28 protein-coding genes are annotated in these 16,270 nt (G+C 51.0%); 26 read left to right on the top strand and 2 right to left on the bottom strand.

The annotated features are described in order from the left end of the window. The first annotated feature begins 5 nt into the window (after nt 1-5). Together ACMWJS_RS16090 and slyD are read left to right on the top strand one after the other, a co-directional pair. Entirely contained in the window at nt 6-206 is a 201-nt protein-coding gene (locus ACMWJS_RS16090; RefSeq protein WP_010436300.1) for a YheV family putative zinc ribbon protein, read from the top strand. 94 nt (nt 207-300) lie between these two features. Then, nucleotides 301-891, top strand: a complete 591-nt coding sequence (slyD, locus tag ACMWJS_RS16085; RefSeq protein ID WP_008503010.1) for a peptidylprolyl isomerase — start codon at nt 301-303, stop codon at nt 889-891. Nucleotides 892-943: 52 nt separating this feature from the next. Here the strand turns inward: slyD and ACMWJS_RS16080 are convergent, their stop codons facing one another. After that, on the bottom strand, nt 944-1,162 hold the full coding sequence (locus tag ACMWJS_RS16080; RefSeq protein ID WP_008503009.1) for a protein SlyX: 219 nt from the start codon (nt 1,160-1,162) through the stop codon (nt 944-946). 238 nt (nt 1,163-1,400) lie between these two features. Here ACMWJS_RS16080 and fkpA point away from each other — a divergent pair, with 238 nt between their 5' ends. The 11 genes from fkpA (at nt 1,401) to bfr (ending at nt 9,602) form a co-directional block, all read left to right on the top strand. Next, complete coding sequence (fkpA, locus tag ACMWJS_RS16075) at nt 1,401-2,219, top strand: FKBP-type peptidyl-prolyl cis-trans isomerase (protein WP_008503008.1); 819 nt, start codon at nt 1,401-1,403, stop codon at nt 2,217-2,219. 166 nt (nt 2,220-2,385) lie between these two features. Beyond that, nucleotides 2,386-3,108 (top strand): transcriptional regulator, encoded by a 723-nt coding sequence (locus ACMWJS_RS16070; RefSeq protein WP_045330517.1) that lies wholly within the window; start codon nt 2,386-2,388, stop codon nt 3,106-3,108. Continuing rightward, a complete protein-coding gene (gene tusD, locus ACMWJS_RS16065) occupies nt 3,108-3,494 on the top strand; it encodes a sulfurtransferase complex subunit TusD (RefSeq protein WP_023294706.1) in 387 nt (128 codons plus the stop codon). Before ACMWJS_RS16070 ends, tusD begins: the two co-directional genes overlap by 1 nt. Further along, nucleotides 3,494-3,853, top strand: coding sequence for a sulfurtransferase complex subunit TusC (gene tusC / locus ACMWJS_RS16060; protein WP_414747294.1), 360 nt, complete (start codon nt 3,494-3,496; stop codon nt 3,851-3,853). Before tusD ends, tusC begins: the two co-directional genes overlap by 1 nt. A gap of 7 nt (nt 3,854-3,860) precedes the next feature. Then, on the top strand, nt 3,861-4,148 hold the full coding sequence (gene tusB, locus ACMWJS_RS16055; protein WP_045909310.1) for a sulfurtransferase complex subunit TusB: 288 nt from the start codon (nt 3,861-3,863) through the stop codon (nt 4,146-4,148). Nucleotides 4,149-4,272: 124 nt separating this feature from the next. Next, the gene (gene rpsL / locus ACMWJS_RS16050) at nt 4,273-4,647 is read left to right on the top strand and encodes a 30S ribosomal protein S12 (RefSeq protein WP_000246815.1); all 375 of its coding nucleotides are present in this window, start codon (nt 4,273-4,275) and stop codon (nt 4,645-4,647) included. Nucleotides 4,648-4,743: 96 nt separating this feature from the next. Next, nucleotides 4,744-5,214 carry a 30S ribosomal protein S7 gene (rpsG, locus tag ACMWJS_RS16045; RefSeq protein WP_004106370.1) on the top strand — a complete coding sequence of 157 codons (471 nt, stop codon included), beginning with the start codon at nt 4,744-4,746 and terminating at the stop codon, nt 5,212-5,214. A gap of 96 nt (nt 5,215-5,310) precedes the next feature. Further along, on the top strand, nt 5,311-7,425 hold the full coding sequence (gene fusA / locus ACMWJS_RS16040) for an elongation factor G (RefSeq protein WP_008503004.1): 2,115 nt from the start codon (nt 5,311-5,313) through the stop codon (nt 7,423-7,425). A 69-nt stretch (nt 7,426-7,494) separates the two neighbouring features. Further along, nucleotides 7,495-8,679 carry an elongation factor Tu gene (tuf, locus tag ACMWJS_RS16035; RefSeq protein WP_014068448.1) on the top strand — a complete coding sequence of 395 codons (1,185 nt, stop codon included), beginning with the start codon at nt 7,495-7,497 and terminating at the stop codon, nt 8,677-8,679. A gap of 179 nt (nt 8,680-8,858) precedes the next feature. Then, nucleotides 8,859-9,053, top strand: coding sequence for a bacterioferritin-associated ferredoxin (gene bfd, locus ACMWJS_RS16030; RefSeq protein ID WP_196353013.1), 195 nt, complete (start codon nt 8,859-8,861; stop codon nt 9,051-9,053). 72 nt (nt 9,054-9,125) lie between these two features. Next, nucleotides 9,126-9,602 carry a bacterioferritin gene (gene bfr, locus ACMWJS_RS16025; protein WP_008503492.1) on the top strand — a complete coding sequence of 159 codons (477 nt, stop codon included), beginning with the start codon at nt 9,126-9,128 and terminating at the stop codon, nt 9,600-9,602. On the opposite strand, the gene ACMWJS_RS16020 is transcribed toward bfr, so the two are convergent. Beyond that, the gene (locus ACMWJS_RS16020) at nt 9,586-10,059 is read right to left on the bottom strand and encodes a prepilin peptidase (RefSeq protein WP_196353012.1); all 474 of its coding nucleotides are present in this window, start codon (nt 10,057-10,059) and stop codon (nt 9,586-9,588) included. The genes bfr and ACMWJS_RS16020 overlap by 17 nt on opposite strands. A gap of 380 nt (nt 10,060-10,439) precedes the next feature. On the opposite strand from ACMWJS_RS16020, the gene rpsJ reads away from it, so the two are divergent. From rpsJ to rplX, 13 genes are all read left to right on the top strand, one after another. After that, nucleotides 10,440-10,751 (top strand): 30S ribosomal protein S10, encoded by a 312-nt coding sequence (gene rpsJ / locus ACMWJS_RS16015; protein ID WP_001181005.1) that lies wholly within the window; start codon nt 10,440-10,442, stop codon nt 10,749-10,751. Nucleotides 10,752-10,783: 32 nt separating this feature from the next. Beyond that, nucleotides 10,784-11,413 (top strand): 50S ribosomal protein L3, encoded by a 630-nt coding sequence (rplC, locus tag ACMWJS_RS16010; protein ID WP_003863274.1) that lies wholly within the window; start codon nt 10,784-10,786, stop codon nt 11,411-11,413. 10 nt (nt 11,414-11,423) lie between these two features. Continuing rightward, the gene (rplD, locus tag ACMWJS_RS16005) at nt 11,424-12,029 is read left to right on the top strand and encodes a 50S ribosomal protein L4 (RefSeq protein WP_000424395.1); all 606 of its coding nucleotides are present in this window, start codon (nt 11,424-11,426) and stop codon (nt 12,027-12,029) included. Beyond that, nucleotides 12,026-12,328: a 50S ribosomal protein L23 gene (gene rplW, locus ACMWJS_RS16000; protein ID WP_000617546.1), complete on the top strand. Its 303-nt coding sequence runs from the start codon at nt 12,026-12,028 to the stop codon at nt 12,326-12,328. The genes rplD and rplW overlap by 4 nt, the downstream gene beginning before the upstream one ends. A gap of 17 nt (nt 12,329-12,345) precedes the next feature. Continuing rightward, entirely contained in the window at nt 12,346-13,167 is an 822-nt protein-coding gene (gene rplB, locus ACMWJS_RS15995; protein WP_008457150.1) for a 50S ribosomal protein L2, read from the top strand. A 16-nt stretch (nt 13,168-13,183) separates the two neighbouring features. Beyond that, nucleotides 13,184-13,462: a 30S ribosomal protein S19 gene (gene rpsS / locus ACMWJS_RS15990; protein ID WP_001138117.1), complete on the top strand. Its 279-nt coding sequence runs from the start codon at nt 13,184-13,186 to the stop codon at nt 13,460-13,462. Nucleotides 13,463-13,476: 14 nt separating this feature from the next. Next, nucleotides 13,477-13,809 (top strand): 50S ribosomal protein L22, encoded by a 333-nt coding sequence (gene rplV / locus ACMWJS_RS15985; protein ID WP_002919773.1) that lies wholly within the window; start codon nt 13,477-13,479, stop codon nt 13,807-13,809. 17 nt (nt 13,810-13,826) lie between these two features. Beyond that, entirely contained in the window at nt 13,827-14,528 is a 702-nt protein-coding gene (gene rpsC, locus ACMWJS_RS15980; protein ID WP_000529945.1) for a 30S ribosomal protein S3, read from the top strand. Nucleotides 14,529-14,540: 12 nt separating this feature from the next. Next, nucleotides 14,541-14,951: a 50S ribosomal protein L16 gene (gene rplP / locus ACMWJS_RS15975; protein ID WP_002919759.1), complete on the top strand. Its 411-nt coding sequence runs from the start codon at nt 14,541-14,543 to the stop codon at nt 14,949-14,951. Continuing rightward, nucleotides 14,951-15,142, top strand: coding sequence for a 50S ribosomal protein L29 (gene rpmC, locus ACMWJS_RS15970; protein ID WP_003863282.1), 192 nt, complete (start codon nt 14,951-14,953; stop codon nt 15,140-15,142). Before rplP ends, rpmC begins: the two co-directional genes overlap by 1 nt. Beyond that, the gene (gene rpsQ / locus ACMWJS_RS15965; protein WP_008503489.1) at nt 15,142-15,396 is read left to right on the top strand and encodes a 30S ribosomal protein S17; all 255 of its coding nucleotides are present in this window, start codon (nt 15,142-15,144) and stop codon (nt 15,394-15,396) included. The genes rpmC and rpsQ overlap by 1 nt, the downstream gene beginning before the upstream one ends. A 166-nt stretch (nt 15,397-15,562) precedes the next feature. Then, nucleotides 15,563-15,934 carry a 50S ribosomal protein L14 gene (rplN, locus tag ACMWJS_RS15960; RefSeq protein WP_002919748.1) on the top strand — a complete coding sequence of 124 codons (372 nt, stop codon included), beginning with the start codon at nt 15,563-15,565 and terminating at the stop codon, nt 15,932-15,934. A 10-nt stretch (nt 15,935-15,944) separates the two neighbouring features. After that, on the top strand, nt 15,945-16,259 hold the full coding sequence (gene rplX / locus ACMWJS_RS15955; protein WP_003863287.1) for a 50S ribosomal protein L24: 315 nt from the start codon (nt 15,945-15,947) through the stop codon (nt 16,257-16,259). The last annotated feature ends 11 nt before the right edge of the window (nt 16,260-16,270 follow it).

Here is a 16,270-nt window from a genome sequence, read left to right as displayed (position 1 = left end):
GAAAGATGGCTGTACGTAAACGCTTTATCGCGGGTGCAAAATGCCCGACCTGCCAGGCGCAAGATACCCTGGCGATGTGGCGGGAAAATAATATTGATGTTGTTGAGTGTGTTAAGTGCGGTCACCAGATGCGTGAGGCCGACAAAGAGGCCCGCGATCACGTTCGCAAAGAAGAGCAAGTTATCGGGATTTTTCATCCGGACTAGCGATATGCCCTGAGTTTTTTTAAGCTAAAGGGTACACAGGTGCAGATTTCCGCTACAATCTGCGCCAGCAATTTTCCCACGCTCAGGAGATATCATGAAAGTAGCAAAAGACCTGGTGGTCAGCCTGGCCTATCAGGTACGTACAGAAGACGGTGTGTTGGTTGATGAGTCTCCGGTGAGTGCGCCGCTTGACTACCTGCATGGTCACGGTTCCCTGATTTCCGGCCTGGAAAACGCGCTGGAAGGTCATGAAGTTGGCGACAAATTTGACGTTGCTGTAGGCGCGAACGACGCTTACGGTCAGTATGACGACAACCTGGTTCAGCGCGTTCCTAAAGACGTGTTCATGGGCGTTGACGAACTGCAGGTTGGCATGCGCTTCCTGGCAGAAACCGACCAGGGCCCGGTTCCAGTTGAAATCACCGAAGTGGAAGATGACCACGTCGTGGTTGACGGCAACCACATGCTGGCTGGCCAGAACCTGAAGTTCAACGTAGAAGTTGTTGCGATCCGTGAAGCGACCGAAGAAGAGCTGGCTCATGGCCACGTTCACGGTGCGCACGGTCACGACCATGACCACGATCACGGCCACGATGGCTGCTGCGGTGGTCACGGCCACGACCATGGTCATGACCACGGCCACGGTAAAGGTGGTTGCGGTAACGGCGGTTGCGGCTGCCACTAATTCCGTCATGCGGAAAATAAAAAAGCGGGATAATCCCGCTTTTTTTTACGCCTCAATAATGAGGAGGTGGCGTCTCTTCCGACTGAGAAGCAATGTTCGACGGCTGCGTAGCCTTCAGCTTTTCCGTCAGCAGGCGCATATGATCCCGCAGTTTCGCCATTTCGAGCTCATGTGCGGTCACGGTCTGGTTTAGCTCTTCGATGGTGATGTCCTGAAAAGCCAGGCGGCTTTCCAGCTCAGCCATTCTCGCTTCTATCGTTGTATCCTTCATCATTCACCTCGTTTATTTCAGATTCGCCATAATGGCCCAGCGGCGGCGCAGTTTAACTGAGTTTATCCTTAAGTACAGTTCGCATCCCTCTGGCAAGAAACTTATTTAAACAAAAATAGTCTGAAAAGTGGCGAGAATTGGACGTGTCTGTCTGTAGATTTCTTCTGCAACGTTTTATAGTACGTCACTCATTTACGTTTAACGCTGGGGTGAGAGTCCCCAGGCCCTGGAGATATGGATGAAATCACTGTTTAAAGTAACGCTGCTGGCGACGACGATGGCTGTTGCGCTGAACGCGCCGCTGTCATTCGCTGCTGATACTGCTGCGAAGCCTGCTGCCACTGCAGACAGCAAAGCGGCGTTCAAAAATGACGACCAGAAATCCGCCTACGCACTGGGCGCATCTCTGGGTCGTTACATGGAAAACTCTCTGAAAGAACAAGAGAAACTGGGCATCAAACTGGATAAAGCTCAGCTGATCGCGGGCGTTCAGGACGCATTTGCCGATAAGAGCAAGCTGTCTGACCAGGAAATTGAACAGACTCTGCAGGCGTTCGAAGCACGTGTGAAGGGCGCCGCGCAGACCAAGATGGACGCGGACGCTAAAGACAACGAAGCGAAAGGCAAAGCCTACCGCGATGCCTTTGCTAAAGAGAAGGGTGTGAAAACCTCTTCGACTGGCCTGGTGTACAAAGTTGAGAAAGAAGGCACCGGCGATGCGCCTAAAGACAGCGACACCGTTGTCGTGAACTACAAAGGTACGCTGATCGACGGTAAAGAGTTTGATAACTCTTACACCCGTGGTGAGCCGCTCTCCTTCCGTCTGGATGGTGTGATCCCGGGCTGGACTGAAGGCCTGAAAAACATCAAGAAAGGCGGCAAGATCAAGATGGTTATCCCACCGGATCTGGCCTATGGCAAAACCGGCGTTCCGGGTATCCCTGCCAACTCTACGCTGGTCTTTGACGTAGAGCTGCTGGACATCAAACCGGCACCGAAAGCGGATGCCAAGGCAGACGCACCGGCTGACGATAAAGCCGCGGCCGCTAAGAAGTAATGCTGAAAAAAAACCGCCGCCTTTAAGGCGGCGGTTTTTTATTGTGGGGCAGGTATAATTAACACTGGAAAGCGTTAGGCACGCTGTATTAATTTAGTTGTCCGTGTAGATAATGAGCCTGCCCTGAAAACCTAACGACAGGCTCCTGAAAAGGAGTGTTTTTTTCATGTCCAGGTCGCTTTTAACCAACGAAACCAGTGAACTTGATTTACTGGATCAACGTCCTTTCGATCAGACCGACTTCGATATTCTGAAATCCTATGAAGCGGTAGTGGACGGGTTAGCGATGCTCATTGGCTCCCACTGCGAAATCGTATTGCACTCCCTGCAAGATCTGAAGTGTTCCGCCATCCGCATTGCGAATGGTGAGCATACTGGCCGTAAAATTGGTTCGCCAATTACCGACCTTGCATTGCGTATGTTGCATGATATGACCGGCGCGGACAGCAGCGTCTCCAAATGCTATTTCACCCGCGCCAAAAGCGGCGTGCTGATGAAGTCAGAAACCATCGCGATTCGAAACCGCGAGCATCGCGTGATTGGGCTGCTGTGCATCAACATGAACCTTGATGTGCCATTCTCGCAGATCATGAGCACCTTTGTTCCACCCGAAACGCCGGATGTTGGCTCTTCTGTTAACTTTGCCTCTTCCGTCGAAGATCTTGTGACGCAGACGCTGGAGTTCACCATTGAAGAGGTGAATGCCGACCGCAACGTCTCGAACAACGCCAAGAATCGTCAGATTGTGCTCAATCTCTATGAAAAAGGGATTTTTGATATTAAAGACGCCATCAACCAGGTGGCCGATCGTCTGAACATCTCCAAGCACACGGTCTATCTCTATATTCGCCAGTTCAAAAGCGGTGATTTCCTGGGACAAGACAAGTAATGCGTTTTGCGTTAATGGTGACCGGCCCGGCGTACGGGACTCAGCAGGCCAGCAGCGCGCTGCAGTTTGCGCATGCGCTGCTGGCAGCCGGACATGAGCTGGCGAGCGTCTTCTTCTATCGGGAAGGGGTGTATAACGCGAACCAGTTTACGTCTCCGGCGAGCGATGAGTTTGACGTGGTGCGCGGCTGGCAGGCACTAAACGAAAAGCAGGGCGTAGAACTGCATATCTGCGTCGCGGCGGCACTGCGCCGCGGCGTGACCGATGCAACCGAAGCCGCGCGTCTTGGTTTATCGGGTTCTAACCTGCAGCCCGGTTTTTCGTTAAGTGGCCTGGGCGCGCTGGCACAGGCGGCGTTAACCTGCGACAGAGTGGTGCAATTCTGATGAAGCGCGTGGCATTTGTTTTTACGTCTGCGCCGCACGGCAGCGCTTCCGGCCGCGAAGGGCTCGATGCGTTACTTGCGACGTCCGCGCTGACCGAAGATATCGGCGTCTTCTTTTTGGGGGACGGGGTGTTTCAGCTTCTGGCGGGTCAGCAGCCACAGGCCATTCTGGCGCGGGATTACATCGCGACCTTCAAAGTGCTGCCGCTGTACGACATTGAAATCCTGTATGTCTGCGCCGATTCGCTGGCCGCTCGTGGTTTGGATGAGAAGACGCCTTTCGTGCTGGATGTGACCGTCGTGCCTTCTGCGGCATTGCGCGAACACCTTTCCCACTACGACACCGTTCTGACTTTCTGAGGCTGCCATGCTCCATACTCTGAGCCATTCACCATGGCAATGTGACATCGACGCGTTACTGAGTATGCTGCGCGACGGTGATGACCTGCTGCTGATTCAGGACGGCGTGCTTGCCGCACTTGAAGGCAGTCGTTTCGTTGAAATTCTCACGAATGCCCCCATAACAGTCTCTGCGCTGAAAGACGATCTGGATGCGCGGGGTCTTTCTGGTCAAATTTCAGCCAAGATTGACGTGGTTGGCTATACTGATTTCGTCAATCTTACTGTGACGCACGCCAGTCAAATGAACTGGTGATTTGAGATCGCTGTATATTTCTTGACACCTTTTCGACGTAGCCCTAAAATTTCGCGTCCTCATATTGTATGAGGTCGTTTTATTACGTGTTTACGAAGCAAAAGCTAAAACCAGGAGCTATTTAATGGCAACAGTTAACCAGCTGGTACGCAAACCACGTGCACGCAAAGTTGCGAAAAGCAACGTGCCTGCGCTGGAAGCCTGCCCGCAGAAACGTGGCGTATGTACTCGTGTATATACCACCACTCCTAAAAAACCAAACTCCGCACTGCGTAAAGTATGCCGTGTGCGTTTGACTAACGGTTTCGAAGTGACTTCCTACATCGGTGGTGAAGGTCACAACCTGCAGGAGCACTCCGTGATCCTGATCCGTGGCGGTCGTGTTAAAGACCTTCCGGGTGTTCGTTACCACACCGTTCGTGGTGCGCTGGACTGCTCAGGTGTTAAAGACCGTAAGCAGGCTCGCTCCAAGTACGGCGTGAAGCGTCCTAAGGCTTAATGGTTCTCCGTTAAGTAAGGCCAAACTGATTTATCTTAATGTCACACTAAACTCTTTGAGTTTTGGACAATCCTGAATTAACAACGGAGTATTCCCATGCCACGTCGTCGCGTCATTGGTCAGCGTAAAATTCTTCCAGATCCGAAATTCGGATCAGAACTGCTGGCAAAATTTGTCAATATCCTGATGGTAGATGGTAAAAAATCTACTGCAGAAGCAATCGTATACAGCGCGCTTGAGACCCTGGCTCAGCGTTCTGGTAAAAATGAACTGGAAGCTTTCGAAGTCGCTCTCGACAACGTTCGCCCAACTGTAGAAGTTAAGTCCCGCCGCGTTGGTGGTTCTACTTATCAGGTTCCAGTTGAAGTTCGTCCGGTTCGTCGTAATGCCCTGGCAATGCGTTGGATCGTTGAAGCTGCTCGTAAACGCGGTGATAAATCCATGGCTCTGCGTCTGGCGAACGAACTTTCTGATGCTGCAGACAACAAAGGTACTGCAGTTAAGAAACGTGAAGACGTTCACCGTATGGCAGAAGCCAACAAGGCGTTCGCACACTACCGTTGGTAATCCCTTCGGAGTCTTAGTCACCAGGCGGGCGCTTCAGAGAAGCCGCCCGCTCTGGGTAACTTAACTGAACGCCTAAAGATATAAACGAGGAATCAAATGGCTCGTACAACACCCATCGCACGCTACCGTAACATCGGTATCAGTGCGCACATCGACGCCGGTAAAACCACTACTACCGAACGTATTCTGTTCTACACCGGTGTAAACCACAAAATCGGTGAAGTTCATGACGGCGCAGCCACCATGGACTGGATGGAACAGGAGCAGGAGCGTGGTATCACTATCACCTCCGCAGCGACTACTGCATTCTGGTCAGGTATGGCTAAGCAGTACGAACCGCATCGCGTAAACATCATCGACACCCCAGGGCACGTTGACTTCACCATCGAAGTAGAACGTTCCATGCGTGTGCTTGACGGCGCGGTAATGGTTTATTGCGCAGTTGGTGGTGTTCAGCCACAGTCTGAAACCGTATGGCGTCAGGCGAACAAATATAAAGTTCCACGCATCGCGTTCGTTAACAAAATGGACCGTATGGGTGCTAACTTCCTGAAAGTTGTTGGTCAGATCAAAACCCGTCTGGGCGCGAACCCTGTTCCGCTGCAGCTGGCAATTGGTGCTGAAGAAGGCTTCACCGGCGTTATCGACCTGGTGAAAATGAAAGCCATCAACTGGAACGATGCAGACCAGGGCGTTACCTTCGAATACGAAGATATCCCAGCTGCAATGCAGGACCTGGCTGACGAATGGCACCAGAACCTGATCGAATCCGCTGCTGAAGCTTCTGAAGAGCTGATGGAGAAATACCTGGGTGGTGAAGAACTGACTGAAGAAGAGATCAAAAAAGCTCTGCGTCAGCGCGTTCTGAACAACGAAATCATCCTGGTAACCTGTGGTTCTGCGTTCAAGAACAAAGGTGTTCAGGCGATGCTGGATGCGGTAGTTGACTACCTGCCATCCCCAGTTGACGTTCCTGCGATCAACGGCATCCTGGACGACGGTAAAGATACCCCGGCTGAGCGTCACGCAAGCGACGAAGAGCCATTCTCTGCACTGGCGTTCAAAATTGCTACCGACCCATTCGTGGGTAACCTGACCTTCTTCCGCGTTTACTCTGGTGTGGTTAACTCCGGTGACACCATCCTGAACTCCGTGAAAGCGGCGCGTGAGCGTTTTGGCCGTATCGTACAGATGCACGCTAACAAACGTGAAGAGATCAAAGAAGTTCGTGCGGGCGACATCGCTGCAGCTATCGGTCTGAAAGACGTGACCACTGGTGACACCCTGTGTGACCCGGATCACCCGATCATTCTGGAGCGTATGGAATTCCCAGAGCCGGTAATCTCCATCGCAGTTGAACCAAAAACCAAAGCTGACCAGGAAAAAATGGGTCTGGCTCTGGGCCGTCTGGCGAAAGAAGACCCATCATTCCGCGTATGGACTGATGAAGAATCTAACCAGACCATCATCGCTGGTATGGGTGAACTGCACCTGGACATCATCGTTGACCGTATGAAGCGTGAATTCAACGTTGAAGCGAACGTGGGTAAACCTCAGGTTGCTTACCGCGAAGCGATTCGCGCGAAAGTTACCGACATTGAAGGTAAACACGCTAAGCAGTCTGGTGGTCGCGGTCAGTACGGTCACGTTGTGATCGACATGTACCCACTGGAGCCGGGCTCTAACCCGAAAGGTTACGAGTTCATCAACGACATCAAAGGTGGTGTAATTCCTGGCGAATACATCCCAGCCGTTGATAAAGGCATTCAGGAACAGCTGAAAGCGGGCCCTCTGGCTGGCTATCCGGTTGTTGACATGGGTGTTCGTCTGCACTTCGGTTCTTACCACGACGTTGACTCCTCTGAACTGGCGTTTAAACTGGCTGCGTCTATTGCCTTTAAAGAAGGCTTTAAGAAAGCAAAACCAGTTCTGCTTGAGCCAATCATGAAGGTTGAAGTAGAAACTCCTGAAGAGAACACCGGTGACGTTATCGGTGACTTGAGCCGTCGTCGCGGTATGCTGCGTGGTCAGGAATCCGAAGTAACTGGCGTTAAGATCCACGCTGAAGTTCCGCTGTCTGAAATGTTCGGATATGCAACTCAGCTGCGTTCTCTGACCAAAGGTCGTGCATCATACACCATGGAATTCCTGAAGTATGATGATGCGCCTAACAACGTTGCTCAGGCCGTTATTGAAGCCCGTGGTAAGTAATCCACAGGATTAAAACCTAAGTCCCGTGCTCTCTCCACAGGGGAGAGCACTATAGTAAGGAATATAGCCGTGTCTAAAGAAAAATTTGAACGTACAAAACCGCACGTCAACGTTGGTACTATCGGCCACGTTGACCATGGTAAAACTACCCTGACTGCTGCAATCACTACCGTTCTGGCAAAAACCTACGGTGGTTCTGCTCGTGCATTCGACCAGATCGATAACGCACCAGAAGAAAAAGCTCGTGGTATCACCATCAACACTTCCCACGTTGAATATGACACCCCGACTCGCCACTACGCACACGTAGACTGCCCAGGCCACGCCGACTATGTTAAAAACATGATCACCGGTGCTGCGCAGATGGACGGCGCGATCCTGGTTGTTGCTGCGACTGACGGCCCAATGCCTCAGACTCGTGAGCACATCCTGCTGGGTCGTCAGGTAGGCGTTCCTTTCATCATCGTGTTCCTGAATAAATGCGACATGGTTGATGACGAAGAGCTGCTGGAACTGGTAGAGATGGAAGTTCGTGAACTGCTGTCTCAGTACGATTTCCCAGGCGACGATACCCCAATCGTTCGTGGTTCTGCTCTGAAAGCGCTGGAAGGCGAAGCTGAGTGGGAAGCGAAAATCATCGAACTGGCTGGCTTCCTGGATTCTTACATCCCAGAACCAGAGCGTGCGATTGACAAGCCATTCCTGCTGCCAATCGAAGACGTATTCTCCATCTCCGGTCGTGGTACCGTTGTTACCGGTCGTGTAGAGCGCGGTATCATCAAAGTTGGTGAAGAAGTTGAAATCGTTGGTATCAAAGAGACTGCGAAGTCTACCTGTACTGGCGTTGAAATGTTCCGCAAACTGCTGGACGAAGGCCGTGCTGGTGAGAACGTTGGTGTTCTGCTGCGTGGTATCAAACGTGAAGAAATCGAACGTGGTCAGGTTCTGGCTAAGCCAGGCTCAATCAAGCCACACACCAAGTTCGAATCTGAAGTGTACATCCTGTCCAAAGACGAAGGCGGCCGTCATACTCCGTTCTTCAAAGGCTACCGTCCACAGTTCTACTTCCGTACTACTGACGTGACCGGTACCATCGAACTGCCAGAAGGCGTTGAGATGGTAATGCCAGGCGACAACATCAAGATGGTTGTGACTCTGATCCACCCAATCGCGATGGACGACGGTCTGCGTTTCGCAATCCGTGAAGGCGGCCGTACCGTTGGCGCGGGCGTTGTTGCTAAAGTTCTGGGCTAATTAATTATCCCCGAATAAAAAAAGGACGCTTCGGCGTCCTTTTTTGTTTTCTGCCGCTCAGGCGTTGTCACAAAATTTCGCATTTTTTGCCTGCTCCCGCCCCGCATTCTGGCGTTTGTGCTATTGTAATCATAACCATTCTCACTTACACTTTGCGCATAATTTGAACGGGAGTTTCTATGTACGTTTGTTTATGTAATGGTGTAAGCGACAAAAAAATACGTCAGGCCGTTCGCCAGTTTCAGCCCCAGTCATTCCAGCAGCTTCGCAAATTTGTTCCGGTGGGAAATCAATGCGGTAAATGTGTACGTGCTGTGCGAGAGATCATGCAGGACGAACTGATGCAGATCCCGGAATACAAAGAGATCGCGTAAGCGCCCATCTTTTTTTTGACATCCCTGTAGCCCGATCTACGCTTCAATGAGTGGAAGCGGAGGGACTATATAATGAAAGGTGATGTTAAAATCATAAGTTATCTCAATAAATTATTGGGAAATGAGCTTGTCGCAATCAACCAGTATTTTCTTCACGCGAGAATGTTCAAAAACTGGGGACTCAAACGTTTAAACGACGTTGAGTACCATGAATCTATAGATGAGATGAAACACGCTGATAAATATATCGAGCGTATTTTATTCCTTGAAGGCATTCCAAACCTGCAGGATCTCGGCAAGCTGGGTATCGGAGAAGATGTCGAAGAGATGCTGCGTTCCGACCTCAGGCTGGAACTTGAAGGCGCTAAAGATCTCCGTGAAGCCATTGCCTATGCTGACAGCGTACATGACTACGTCAGCCGCGATATGATGATCCAGATCCTGGCCGATGAAGAAGGGCATATTGACTGGCTGGAAACAGAGCTGGATCTCATTGCTAAAATTGGCCTGCAAAACTATCTTCAGTCACAGATTAAAGTGGAAGAATAAGCAACGTCTTCCAGCCTACGCATAAACCCGCTGCTGCCAGAAATGGCCCAAAAGGCAGCGGGTTTTTTATTGCCTTCTTATCAGGGCGAATGAACGAAAAGACAAGAATGCAGAGAAGCGCCATCAGCGCCGCGAGTAACGCCAGCGTTGGCAGTACGCACCAGCCATGCCATGCACCAAGCGCCGCCAGGTATTTCACATCGCCATATCCCATACCTTCACGCCGGCAGATAAACCAGTAGCCCCAGTAAATAACGGCAAAGCCAATATATCCAGCCATCGCACCCGCCACCGCGCTCGGCAGAAAATCAGGTCGGATACAGAGCTGGAAGAGCAGCCCCGCCCATAGCAGCGGGCAGAGAAATTTATCGGGAAGCAGACCGTAGCGAATATCGGCATGTACCAGTAAGGCAGTCAGTGAAAGATAGATCAGCAGAAAGGGGAGGGTGATTAGCATGTAAAAGGCCTCAAACGGGTTTGAGCGCATAGTCGTTATAATCGGCCTGTCCGGCAATGCACAAAAAACGGAGATGCGTAGCGGCTCGAAACAAAGCATCGCCGCAGAATACATTGCATAAAACGTTGCGCGCTCTTACGCACCCTGCGACATTGGCGCTTAATTTCTAAACGGCACTTGCGTCTTGCCCAGATTTACGTATAATGCGCGGGCTTGTCGTAATTGACGGCGGGTTCAATCAGAACCAGAGTAGCTCATTTTGTTACTCAACAATGCTCCCAATTGGGGAGCTACGTAAGAACGGTTACACTCTCCCATCAATCGTAATGGGTTTGAGGAGTAATCATTTTCGTTTATAAAATAATTGGAGCTCTGGTCTCATGCAGAACCAAAGAATCCGTATCCGCCTTAAAGCGTTTGATCATCGTCTGATCGATCAATCAACCGCGGAAATCGTCGAGACTGCTAAGCGCACTGGTGCGCAAGTCCGTGGTCCGATCCCGCTGCCGACCCGCAAAGAGCGCTTCACCGTTCTGATCTCTCCGCACGTTAACAAAGACGCGCGCGATCAGTACGAAATCCGCACTCACAAGCGTCTGGTTGACATCGTTGAGCCAACTGAGAAAACCGTTGATGCTCTGATGCGTCTGGATCTGGCTGCCGGTGTAGACGTGCAGATCAGCCTGGGTTAATCAGGTCATCGAGCGATTGAGAGGTTGAAACAATGATTGGTTTAGTCGGTAAAAAAGTGGGTATGACCCGCATCTTCACTGAAGATGGCGTTTCTATCCCAGTAACCGTAATCGAAGTTGAAGCAAACCGCGTTACTCAGGTTAAAGATCTGGCTAACGATGGCTACCGCGCTATTCAGGTTACCACTGGTGCTAAAAAAGCTAACCGTGTAACCAAACCAGAAGCGGGTCACTTCGCTAAAGCTGGCGTAGAAGCTGGCCGTGGTCTGTGGGAATTCCGTCTTGCTGAAGGCGAAGAGTTCACCGTAGGTCAGGACATTAGCGTTGAGCTGTTTGCTGACGTTAAAAAAGTTGACGTAACCGGTACCTCTAAAGGTAAAGGTTTTGCTGGTACCGTTAAGCGCTGGAACTTCCGTACCCAGGACGCTACCCACGGTAACTCCTTGTCTCACCGCGTTCCGGGTTCTATCGGTCAGAACCAGACTCCGGGCAAAGTGTTCAAAGGCAAGAAAATGGCAGGTCAGCTGGGCAACGAACGTGTAACCGTTCAGAGCCTGGACGTAGTACGTGTTGACGCTGAGCGCAACCTGCTGCTGGTTAAAGGTGCGGTCCCGGGTGCAACCGGTAGCGACCTGATCGTTAAACCAGCTGTGAAGGCGTAAGGGGATAGCAATGGAATTAGTATTGAAAGACGCGCAGAGCGCGCTGACTGTTTCCGAAACTACCTTCGGTCGTGATTTCAACGAAGCGCTGGTTCACCAGGTTGTTGTTGCTTATGCAGCTGGTGCTCGTCAGGGTACTCGTGCTCAGAAGACTCGTGCTGAAGTAACTGGTTCTGGCAAAAAGCCATGGCGCCAGAAAGGTACCGGCCGTGCGCGTTCAGGTTCTATCAAGAGCCCGATCTGGCGTTCAGGTGGCGTGACCTTCGCTGCGCGTCCACAGGACCACAGTCAAAAAGTTAACAAAAAGATGTACCGCGGCGCGCTGAAAAGCATCCTGTCCGAACTGGTACGTCAGGATCGTCTGATCGTTGTCGAGAAGTTCTCTGTTGAAGCGCCTAAAACTAAGCTGCTGGCACAGAAACTGAAAGACATGGCTCTGGAAGATGTGCTGATCATCACCGGTGAGCTGGACGAGAACCTGTTCCTGGCCGCACGTAACCTGCACAAGGTTGACGTACGCGATGCGACTGGTATCGACCCGGTTAGCCTGATCGCCTTCGACAAAGTCGTAATGACTGCTGATGCTGTTAAGCAAGTTGAGGAGATGCTGGCATGATTCGTGAAGAACGTCTGCTGAAGGTGCTTCGCGCACCGCACGTTTCTGAAAAAGCGTCTACTGCGATGGAAAAAACAAACACCATCGTTCTCAAAGTTGCTAAAGACGCGACCAAAGCAGAGATCAAAGCTGCTGTGCAGAAACTGTTTGAAGTCGAAGTCGAAGTCGTTAACACCCTGGTAGTTAAAGGGAAAGTTAAACGTCACGGACAGCGTATCGGTCGTCGTAGCGACTGGAAAAAAGCTTACGTCACCCTGAAAGAAGGCCAGAATCTGGACTTCGTTGGCGGCGCTGAGTAAGTCGGAGGAGTAATACAATGGCAGTTGTTAAATGTAAACCGACATCTCCGGGTCGTCGCCACGTAGTTAAAGTGGTTAACCCTGAGCTGCACAAGGGCAAACCTTTTGCTCCGTTGCTGGAAAAAAACAGCAAATCCGGTGGTCGTAACAACAATGGCCGTATCACCACTCGTCACATCGGTGGTGGCCACAAGCAGGCTTATCGTATTGTTGACTTCAAACGCAACAAAGACGGTATCCCAGCAGTTGTTGAACGTCTTGAGTACGATCCGAACCGTTCCGCGAACATCGCGCTGGTTCTGTACAAAGATGGCGAACGCCGTTACATCCTGGCCCCTAAAGGCCTGAAAGCTGGCGACCAGATTCAGTCTGGCGTTGATGCTGCAATCAAAGCAGGCAACACCCTGCCGATGCGCAATATCCCGGTTGGTTCTACCGTTCATAACGTAGAAATGAAACCAGGTAAAGGCGGTCAGCTGGCGCGTTCCGCGGGTACTTACGTTCAGATCGTTGCGCGTGATGGTGCTTATGTCACCCTGCGTCTGCGTTCTGGTGAAATGCGTAAAGTCGAAGCAGACTGCCGCGCTACTCTGGGCGAAGTTGGCAATGCTGAGCATATGCTGCGCGTTCTGGGTAAAGCAGGTGCTGCACGCTGGCGTGGTGTTCGTCCTACCGTTCGCGGTACTGCGATGAACCCAGTCGACCACCCACATGGTGGTGGTGAAGGTCGTAACTTTGGTAAGCACCCGGTATCTCCGTGGGGCGTTCAGACCAAAGGTAAGAAGACCCGCAGCAACAAGCGTACTGATAAATTTATCGTACGTCGCCGTAGCAAATAATTTTAGAGGATAAGCCATGCCACGTTCTCTCAAGAAAGGTCCTTTTATTGACCTGCACTTGCTGAAGAAGGTAGAGAAAGCGGTGGAAAGCGGAGACAAGAAGCCCCTGCGCACTTGGTCCCGTCGTTCAACGATCTTTCCTAACATGATCGGTTTGACCATCGCTGTCCATAATGGTCGTCAGCACGTTCCAGTCTTTGTTACCGACGAAATGGTTGGTCACAAACTGGGTGAATTCGCACCGACTCGTACTTATCGCGGCCACGCTGCTGATAAAAAAGCGAAGAAGAAATAAGGTAGGAGGAAGAGATGGAAACTTTAGCTCAACATCGCCATGCTCGTTCTTCTGCACAGAAGGTTCGCCTTGTTGCTGACCTGATTCGCGGTAAGAAAGTGTCGCAGGCCCTGGACATCCTGACCTATACCAACAAGAAAGCTGCGGTATTGGTCAAGAAAGTACTGGAATCTGCCATTGCTAACGCTGAACACAACGATGGCGCTGACATCGACGATCTGAAAGTCGCGAAAATTTTCGTAGATGAAGGCCCAAGCATGAAGCGCATTATGCCGCGTGCGAAAGGTCGTGCAGATCGCATCCTGAAGCGCACCAGCCACATTACTGTGGTTGTGTCCGATCGCTGAGACTCTGGAGACTAGCAATGGGTCAGAAAGTACATCCTAATGGTATTCGCCTGGGTATTGTAAAACCATGGAACTCTACCTGGTTTGCGAACACCAAAGAATTCGCTGACAACCTGGACAGCGATTTTAAAGTACGTCAGTACCTGACTAAGGAACTGGCTAAAGCGTCTGTATCTCGTATCGTTATCGAGCGTCCAGCGAAGAGCATCCGTGTGACTATTCACACTGCTCGTCCTGGCATCGTTATCGGTAAGAAAGGCGAAGACGTAGAAAAACTGCGCAAGGTCGTAGCGGATATCGCTGGCGTTCCTGCACAGATCAATATCGCTGAAGTTCGTAAGCCTGAACTGGACGCTAAATTGGTTGCTGACAGCATCACTTCTCAGCTGGAACGTCGTGTTATGTTCCGTCGTGCTATGAAGCGTGCTGTACAGAACGCAATGCGTCTGGGCGCTAAAGGTATCAAAGTTGAAGTTAGCGGCCGTCTGGGCGGCGCGGAAATCGCACGTACCGAATGGTACCGTGAAGGTCGCGTACCGCTGCACACTCTGCGTGCTGACATCGACTACAACACCTCTGAAGCGCACACCACTTACGGTGTAATCGGCGTTAAGGTATGGATCTTCAAAGGTGAGATCCTGGGTGGTATGGCTGCTGTTGAACAACCGGAAAAACCGGCTGCTCAACCTAAAAAGCAGCAGCGTAAAGGCCGTAAATAAGGAGCGTCGCTGATGTTACAACCAAAGCGTACAAAATTCCGTAAAGTGCACAAAGGCCGCAACCGTGGTCTGGCGCAGGGTACGGATGTTAGCTTCGGCACTTTCGGTCTGAAAGCTGTTGGCCGTGGTCGTCTGACTGCACGTCAGATCGAAGCAGCACGTCGTGCAATGACCCGTGCAGTTAAGCGTCAAGGTAAGATCTGGATCCGTGTATTCCCGGACAAACCGATCACCGAGAAGCCGCTGGAAGTTCGTATGGGTAAAGGTAAAGGTAACGTGGAGTACTGGGTTGCCTTGATCCAACCGGGCAAAGTCCTTTATGAAATGGACGGTGTTCCGGAAGAGCTGGCCCGTGAAGCCTTCGGCCTGGCAGCAGCGAAACTGCCTATCAAAACCACCTTTGTAACTAAGACGGTGATGTAATGAAAGCAAAAGAGCTGCGTGAAAAAAGCGTTGAAGAGCTGAACGCTGAGCTGCTGAACCTGCTGCGTGAGCAGTTCAACCTGCGTATGCAGGCTGCAAGTGGCCAGCTGCAACAGACTCACCTGCTGAAGCAAGTGCGTCGCAATGTTGCACGCGTTAAGACTTTACTGACTCAGAAGGCGGGTGCGTAATGACCGATAAAATCCGTACTCTGCAAGGTCGTGTTGTTAGCGACAAAATGGAGAAATCCATTGTTGTAGCTATCGAACGTATTGTGAAACACCCGATCTACGGTAAATTCATCAAGCGTACGACCAAACTGCACGTACATGACGAGAACAACGAATGTGGTATCGGCGACAAGGTTGAAATCCGTGAATGCCGTCCACTGTCCAAGACTAAGTCCTGGACGCTGGTTCGCGTTGTAGAGAAAGCGGTTCTGTAATACAGTACGCCTTCTCAATACGAATAAACGGCTCAGCGATGAGCCGTTTATTTTTTCTACCCATATTGTAGAAGCGGTGTTATAATGCCGCGCCCTCGATATGGGGCTTTTTAACGGCTCTGATTTTAGAGTCTCAGGTAGTAGTTGACATTAGCGGAGCACTAAAATGATCCAAGAACAGACTATGCTGAACGTCGCCGACAACTCCGGTGCACGTCGCGTAATGTGTATCAAGGTTCTGGGTGGCTCGCACCGTCGCTACGCAGGCGTAGGCGACATCATCAAGATCACCATCAAGGAAGCAATTCCACGTGGTAAGGTCAAAAAAGGTGATGTGCTGAAGGCGGTAGTGGTGCGCACCAAGAAGGGTGTTCGTCGCCCTGACGGTTCTGTCATTCGCTTCGATGGTAATGCATGCGTTATTTTAAACAATAACAGCGAGCAGCCTATCGGCACGCGTATCTTTGGGCCGGTAACTCGTGAACTTCGTACTGAGAAGTTCATGAAAATTATCTCTCTGGCACCAGAAGTACTCTAAGGAGCGAATCATGGCAGCGAAAATCCGTCGTGATGACGAAGTTATCGTGTTAACCGGTAAAGATAAAGGTAAACGCGGTAAAGTAAAAAATGTTCTGTCTTCCGGCAAACTTGTCGTTGAAGGTATCAACCTGGTTAAGAAACATCAGAAGCCGGTTCCGGCCCTGAACCAACCAGGTGGCATCGTTGAAAAAGAAGCTGCTATTCAGGTTTCTAACGTTGCAATCTTCAATGCGGCTACCGGCAAGGCTGACCGTGTAGGCTTTAGATTCGAAGACGGCAAAAAAGTCCGTTTCTTCAAGTCTAACAGCGAAACTATCAAGTAATTTGGAGTAGT

The sequence above is a fragment of the Enterobacter sp. HK-058-C-ECC genome (genome assembly GCF_047531125.1).
Classification (GTDB): Bacteria; Pseudomonadota; Gammaproteobacteria; order Enterobacterales; family Enterobacteriaceae; genus Enterobacter; species Enterobacter quasiroggenkampii.
The sequence above is the reverse complement of the archived record's forward strand: the minus strand, read 5'-3'. Positions and strand labels throughout refer to the sequence as shown.

Coding starts and splice junctions, on each gene's coding strand:
- ACMWJS_RS16090 (WP_010436300.1), top strand. CDS start 6: ATGGCTGTACGTAAACGCTTTATCGCGGGTGCAAAATGCCCGACCTGC.
- slyD (WP_008503010.1), top strand. CDS start 301: ATGAAAGTAGCAAAAGACCTGGTGGTCAGCCTGGCCTATCAGGTACGT.
- ACMWJS_RS16080 (WP_008503009.1), bottom strand. CDS start 1,162: ATGAAGGATACAACGATAGAAGCGAGAATGGCTGAGCTGGAAAGCCGC.
- fkpA (WP_008503008.1), top strand. CDS start 1,401: ATGAAATCACTGTTTAAAGTAACGCTGCTGGCGACGACGATGGCTGTT.
- ACMWJS_RS16070 (WP_045330517.1), top strand. CDS start 2,386: ATGTCCAGGTCGCTTTTAACCAACGAAACCAGTGAACTTGATTTACTG.
- tusD (WP_023294706.1), top strand. CDS start 3,108: ATGCGTTTTGCGTTAATGGTGACCGGCCCGGCGTACGGGACTCAGCAG.
- tusC (WP_414747294.1), top strand. CDS start 3,494: ATGAAGCGCGTGGCATTTGTTTTTACGTCTGCGCCGCACGGCAGCGCT.
- tusB (WP_045909310.1), top strand. CDS start 3,861: ATGCTCCATACTCTGAGCCATTCACCATGGCAATGTGACATCGACGCG.
- rpsL (WP_000246815.1), top strand. CDS start 4,273: ATGGCAACAGTTAACCAGCTGGTACGCAAACCACGTGCACGCAAAGTT.
- rpsG (WP_004106370.1), top strand. CDS start 4,744: ATGCCACGTCGTCGCGTCATTGGTCAGCGTAAAATTCTTCCAGATCCG.
- fusA (WP_008503004.1), top strand. CDS start 5,311: ATGGCTCGTACAACACCCATCGCACGCTACCGTAACATCGGTATCAGT.
- bfd (WP_196353013.1), top strand. CDS start 8,859: ATGTACGTTTGTTTATGTAATGGTGTAAGCGACAAAAAAATACGTCAG.
- bfr (WP_008503492.1), top strand. CDS start 9,126: ATGAAAGGTGATGTTAAAATCATAAGTTATCTCAATAAATTATTGGGA.
- ACMWJS_RS16020 (WP_196353012.1), bottom strand. CDS start 10,059: ATGCTAATCACCCTCCCCTTTCTGCTGATCTATCTTTCACTGACTGCC.
- rpsJ (WP_001181005.1), top strand. CDS start 10,440: ATGCAGAACCAAAGAATCCGTATCCGCCTTAAAGCGTTTGATCATCGT.
- rplC (WP_003863274.1), top strand. CDS start 10,784: ATGATTGGTTTAGTCGGTAAAAAAGTGGGTATGACCCGCATCTTCACT.
- rplD (WP_000424395.1), top strand. CDS start 11,424: ATGGAATTAGTATTGAAAGACGCGCAGAGCGCGCTGACTGTTTCCGAA.
- rplW (WP_000617546.1), top strand. CDS start 12,026: ATGATTCGTGAAGAACGTCTGCTGAAGGTGCTTCGCGCACCGCACGTT.
- rplB (WP_008457150.1), top strand. CDS start 12,346: ATGGCAGTTGTTAAATGTAAACCGACATCTCCGGGTCGTCGCCACGTA.
- rpsS (WP_001138117.1), top strand. CDS start 13,184: ATGCCACGTTCTCTCAAGAAAGGTCCTTTTATTGACCTGCACTTGCTG.
- rplV (WP_002919773.1), top strand. CDS start 13,477: ATGGAAACTTTAGCTCAACATCGCCATGCTCGTTCTTCTGCACAGAAG.
- rpsC (WP_000529945.1), top strand. CDS start 13,827: ATGGGTCAGAAAGTACATCCTAATGGTATTCGCCTGGGTATTGTAAAA.
- rplP (WP_002919759.1), top strand. CDS start 14,541: ATGTTACAACCAAAGCGTACAAAATTCCGTAAAGTGCACAAAGGCCGC.
- rpmC (WP_003863282.1), top strand. CDS start 14,951: ATGAAAGCAAAAGAGCTGCGTGAAAAAAGCGTTGAAGAGCTGAACGCT.
- rpsQ (WP_008503489.1), top strand. CDS start 15,142: ATGACCGATAAAATCCGTACTCTGCAAGGTCGTGTTGTTAGCGACAAA.
- rplN (WP_002919748.1), top strand. CDS start 15,563: ATGATCCAAGAACAGACTATGCTGAACGTCGCCGACAACTCCGGTGCA.
- rplX (WP_003863287.1), top strand. CDS start 15,945: ATGGCAGCGAAAATCCGTCGTGATGACGAAGTTATCGTGTTAACCGGT.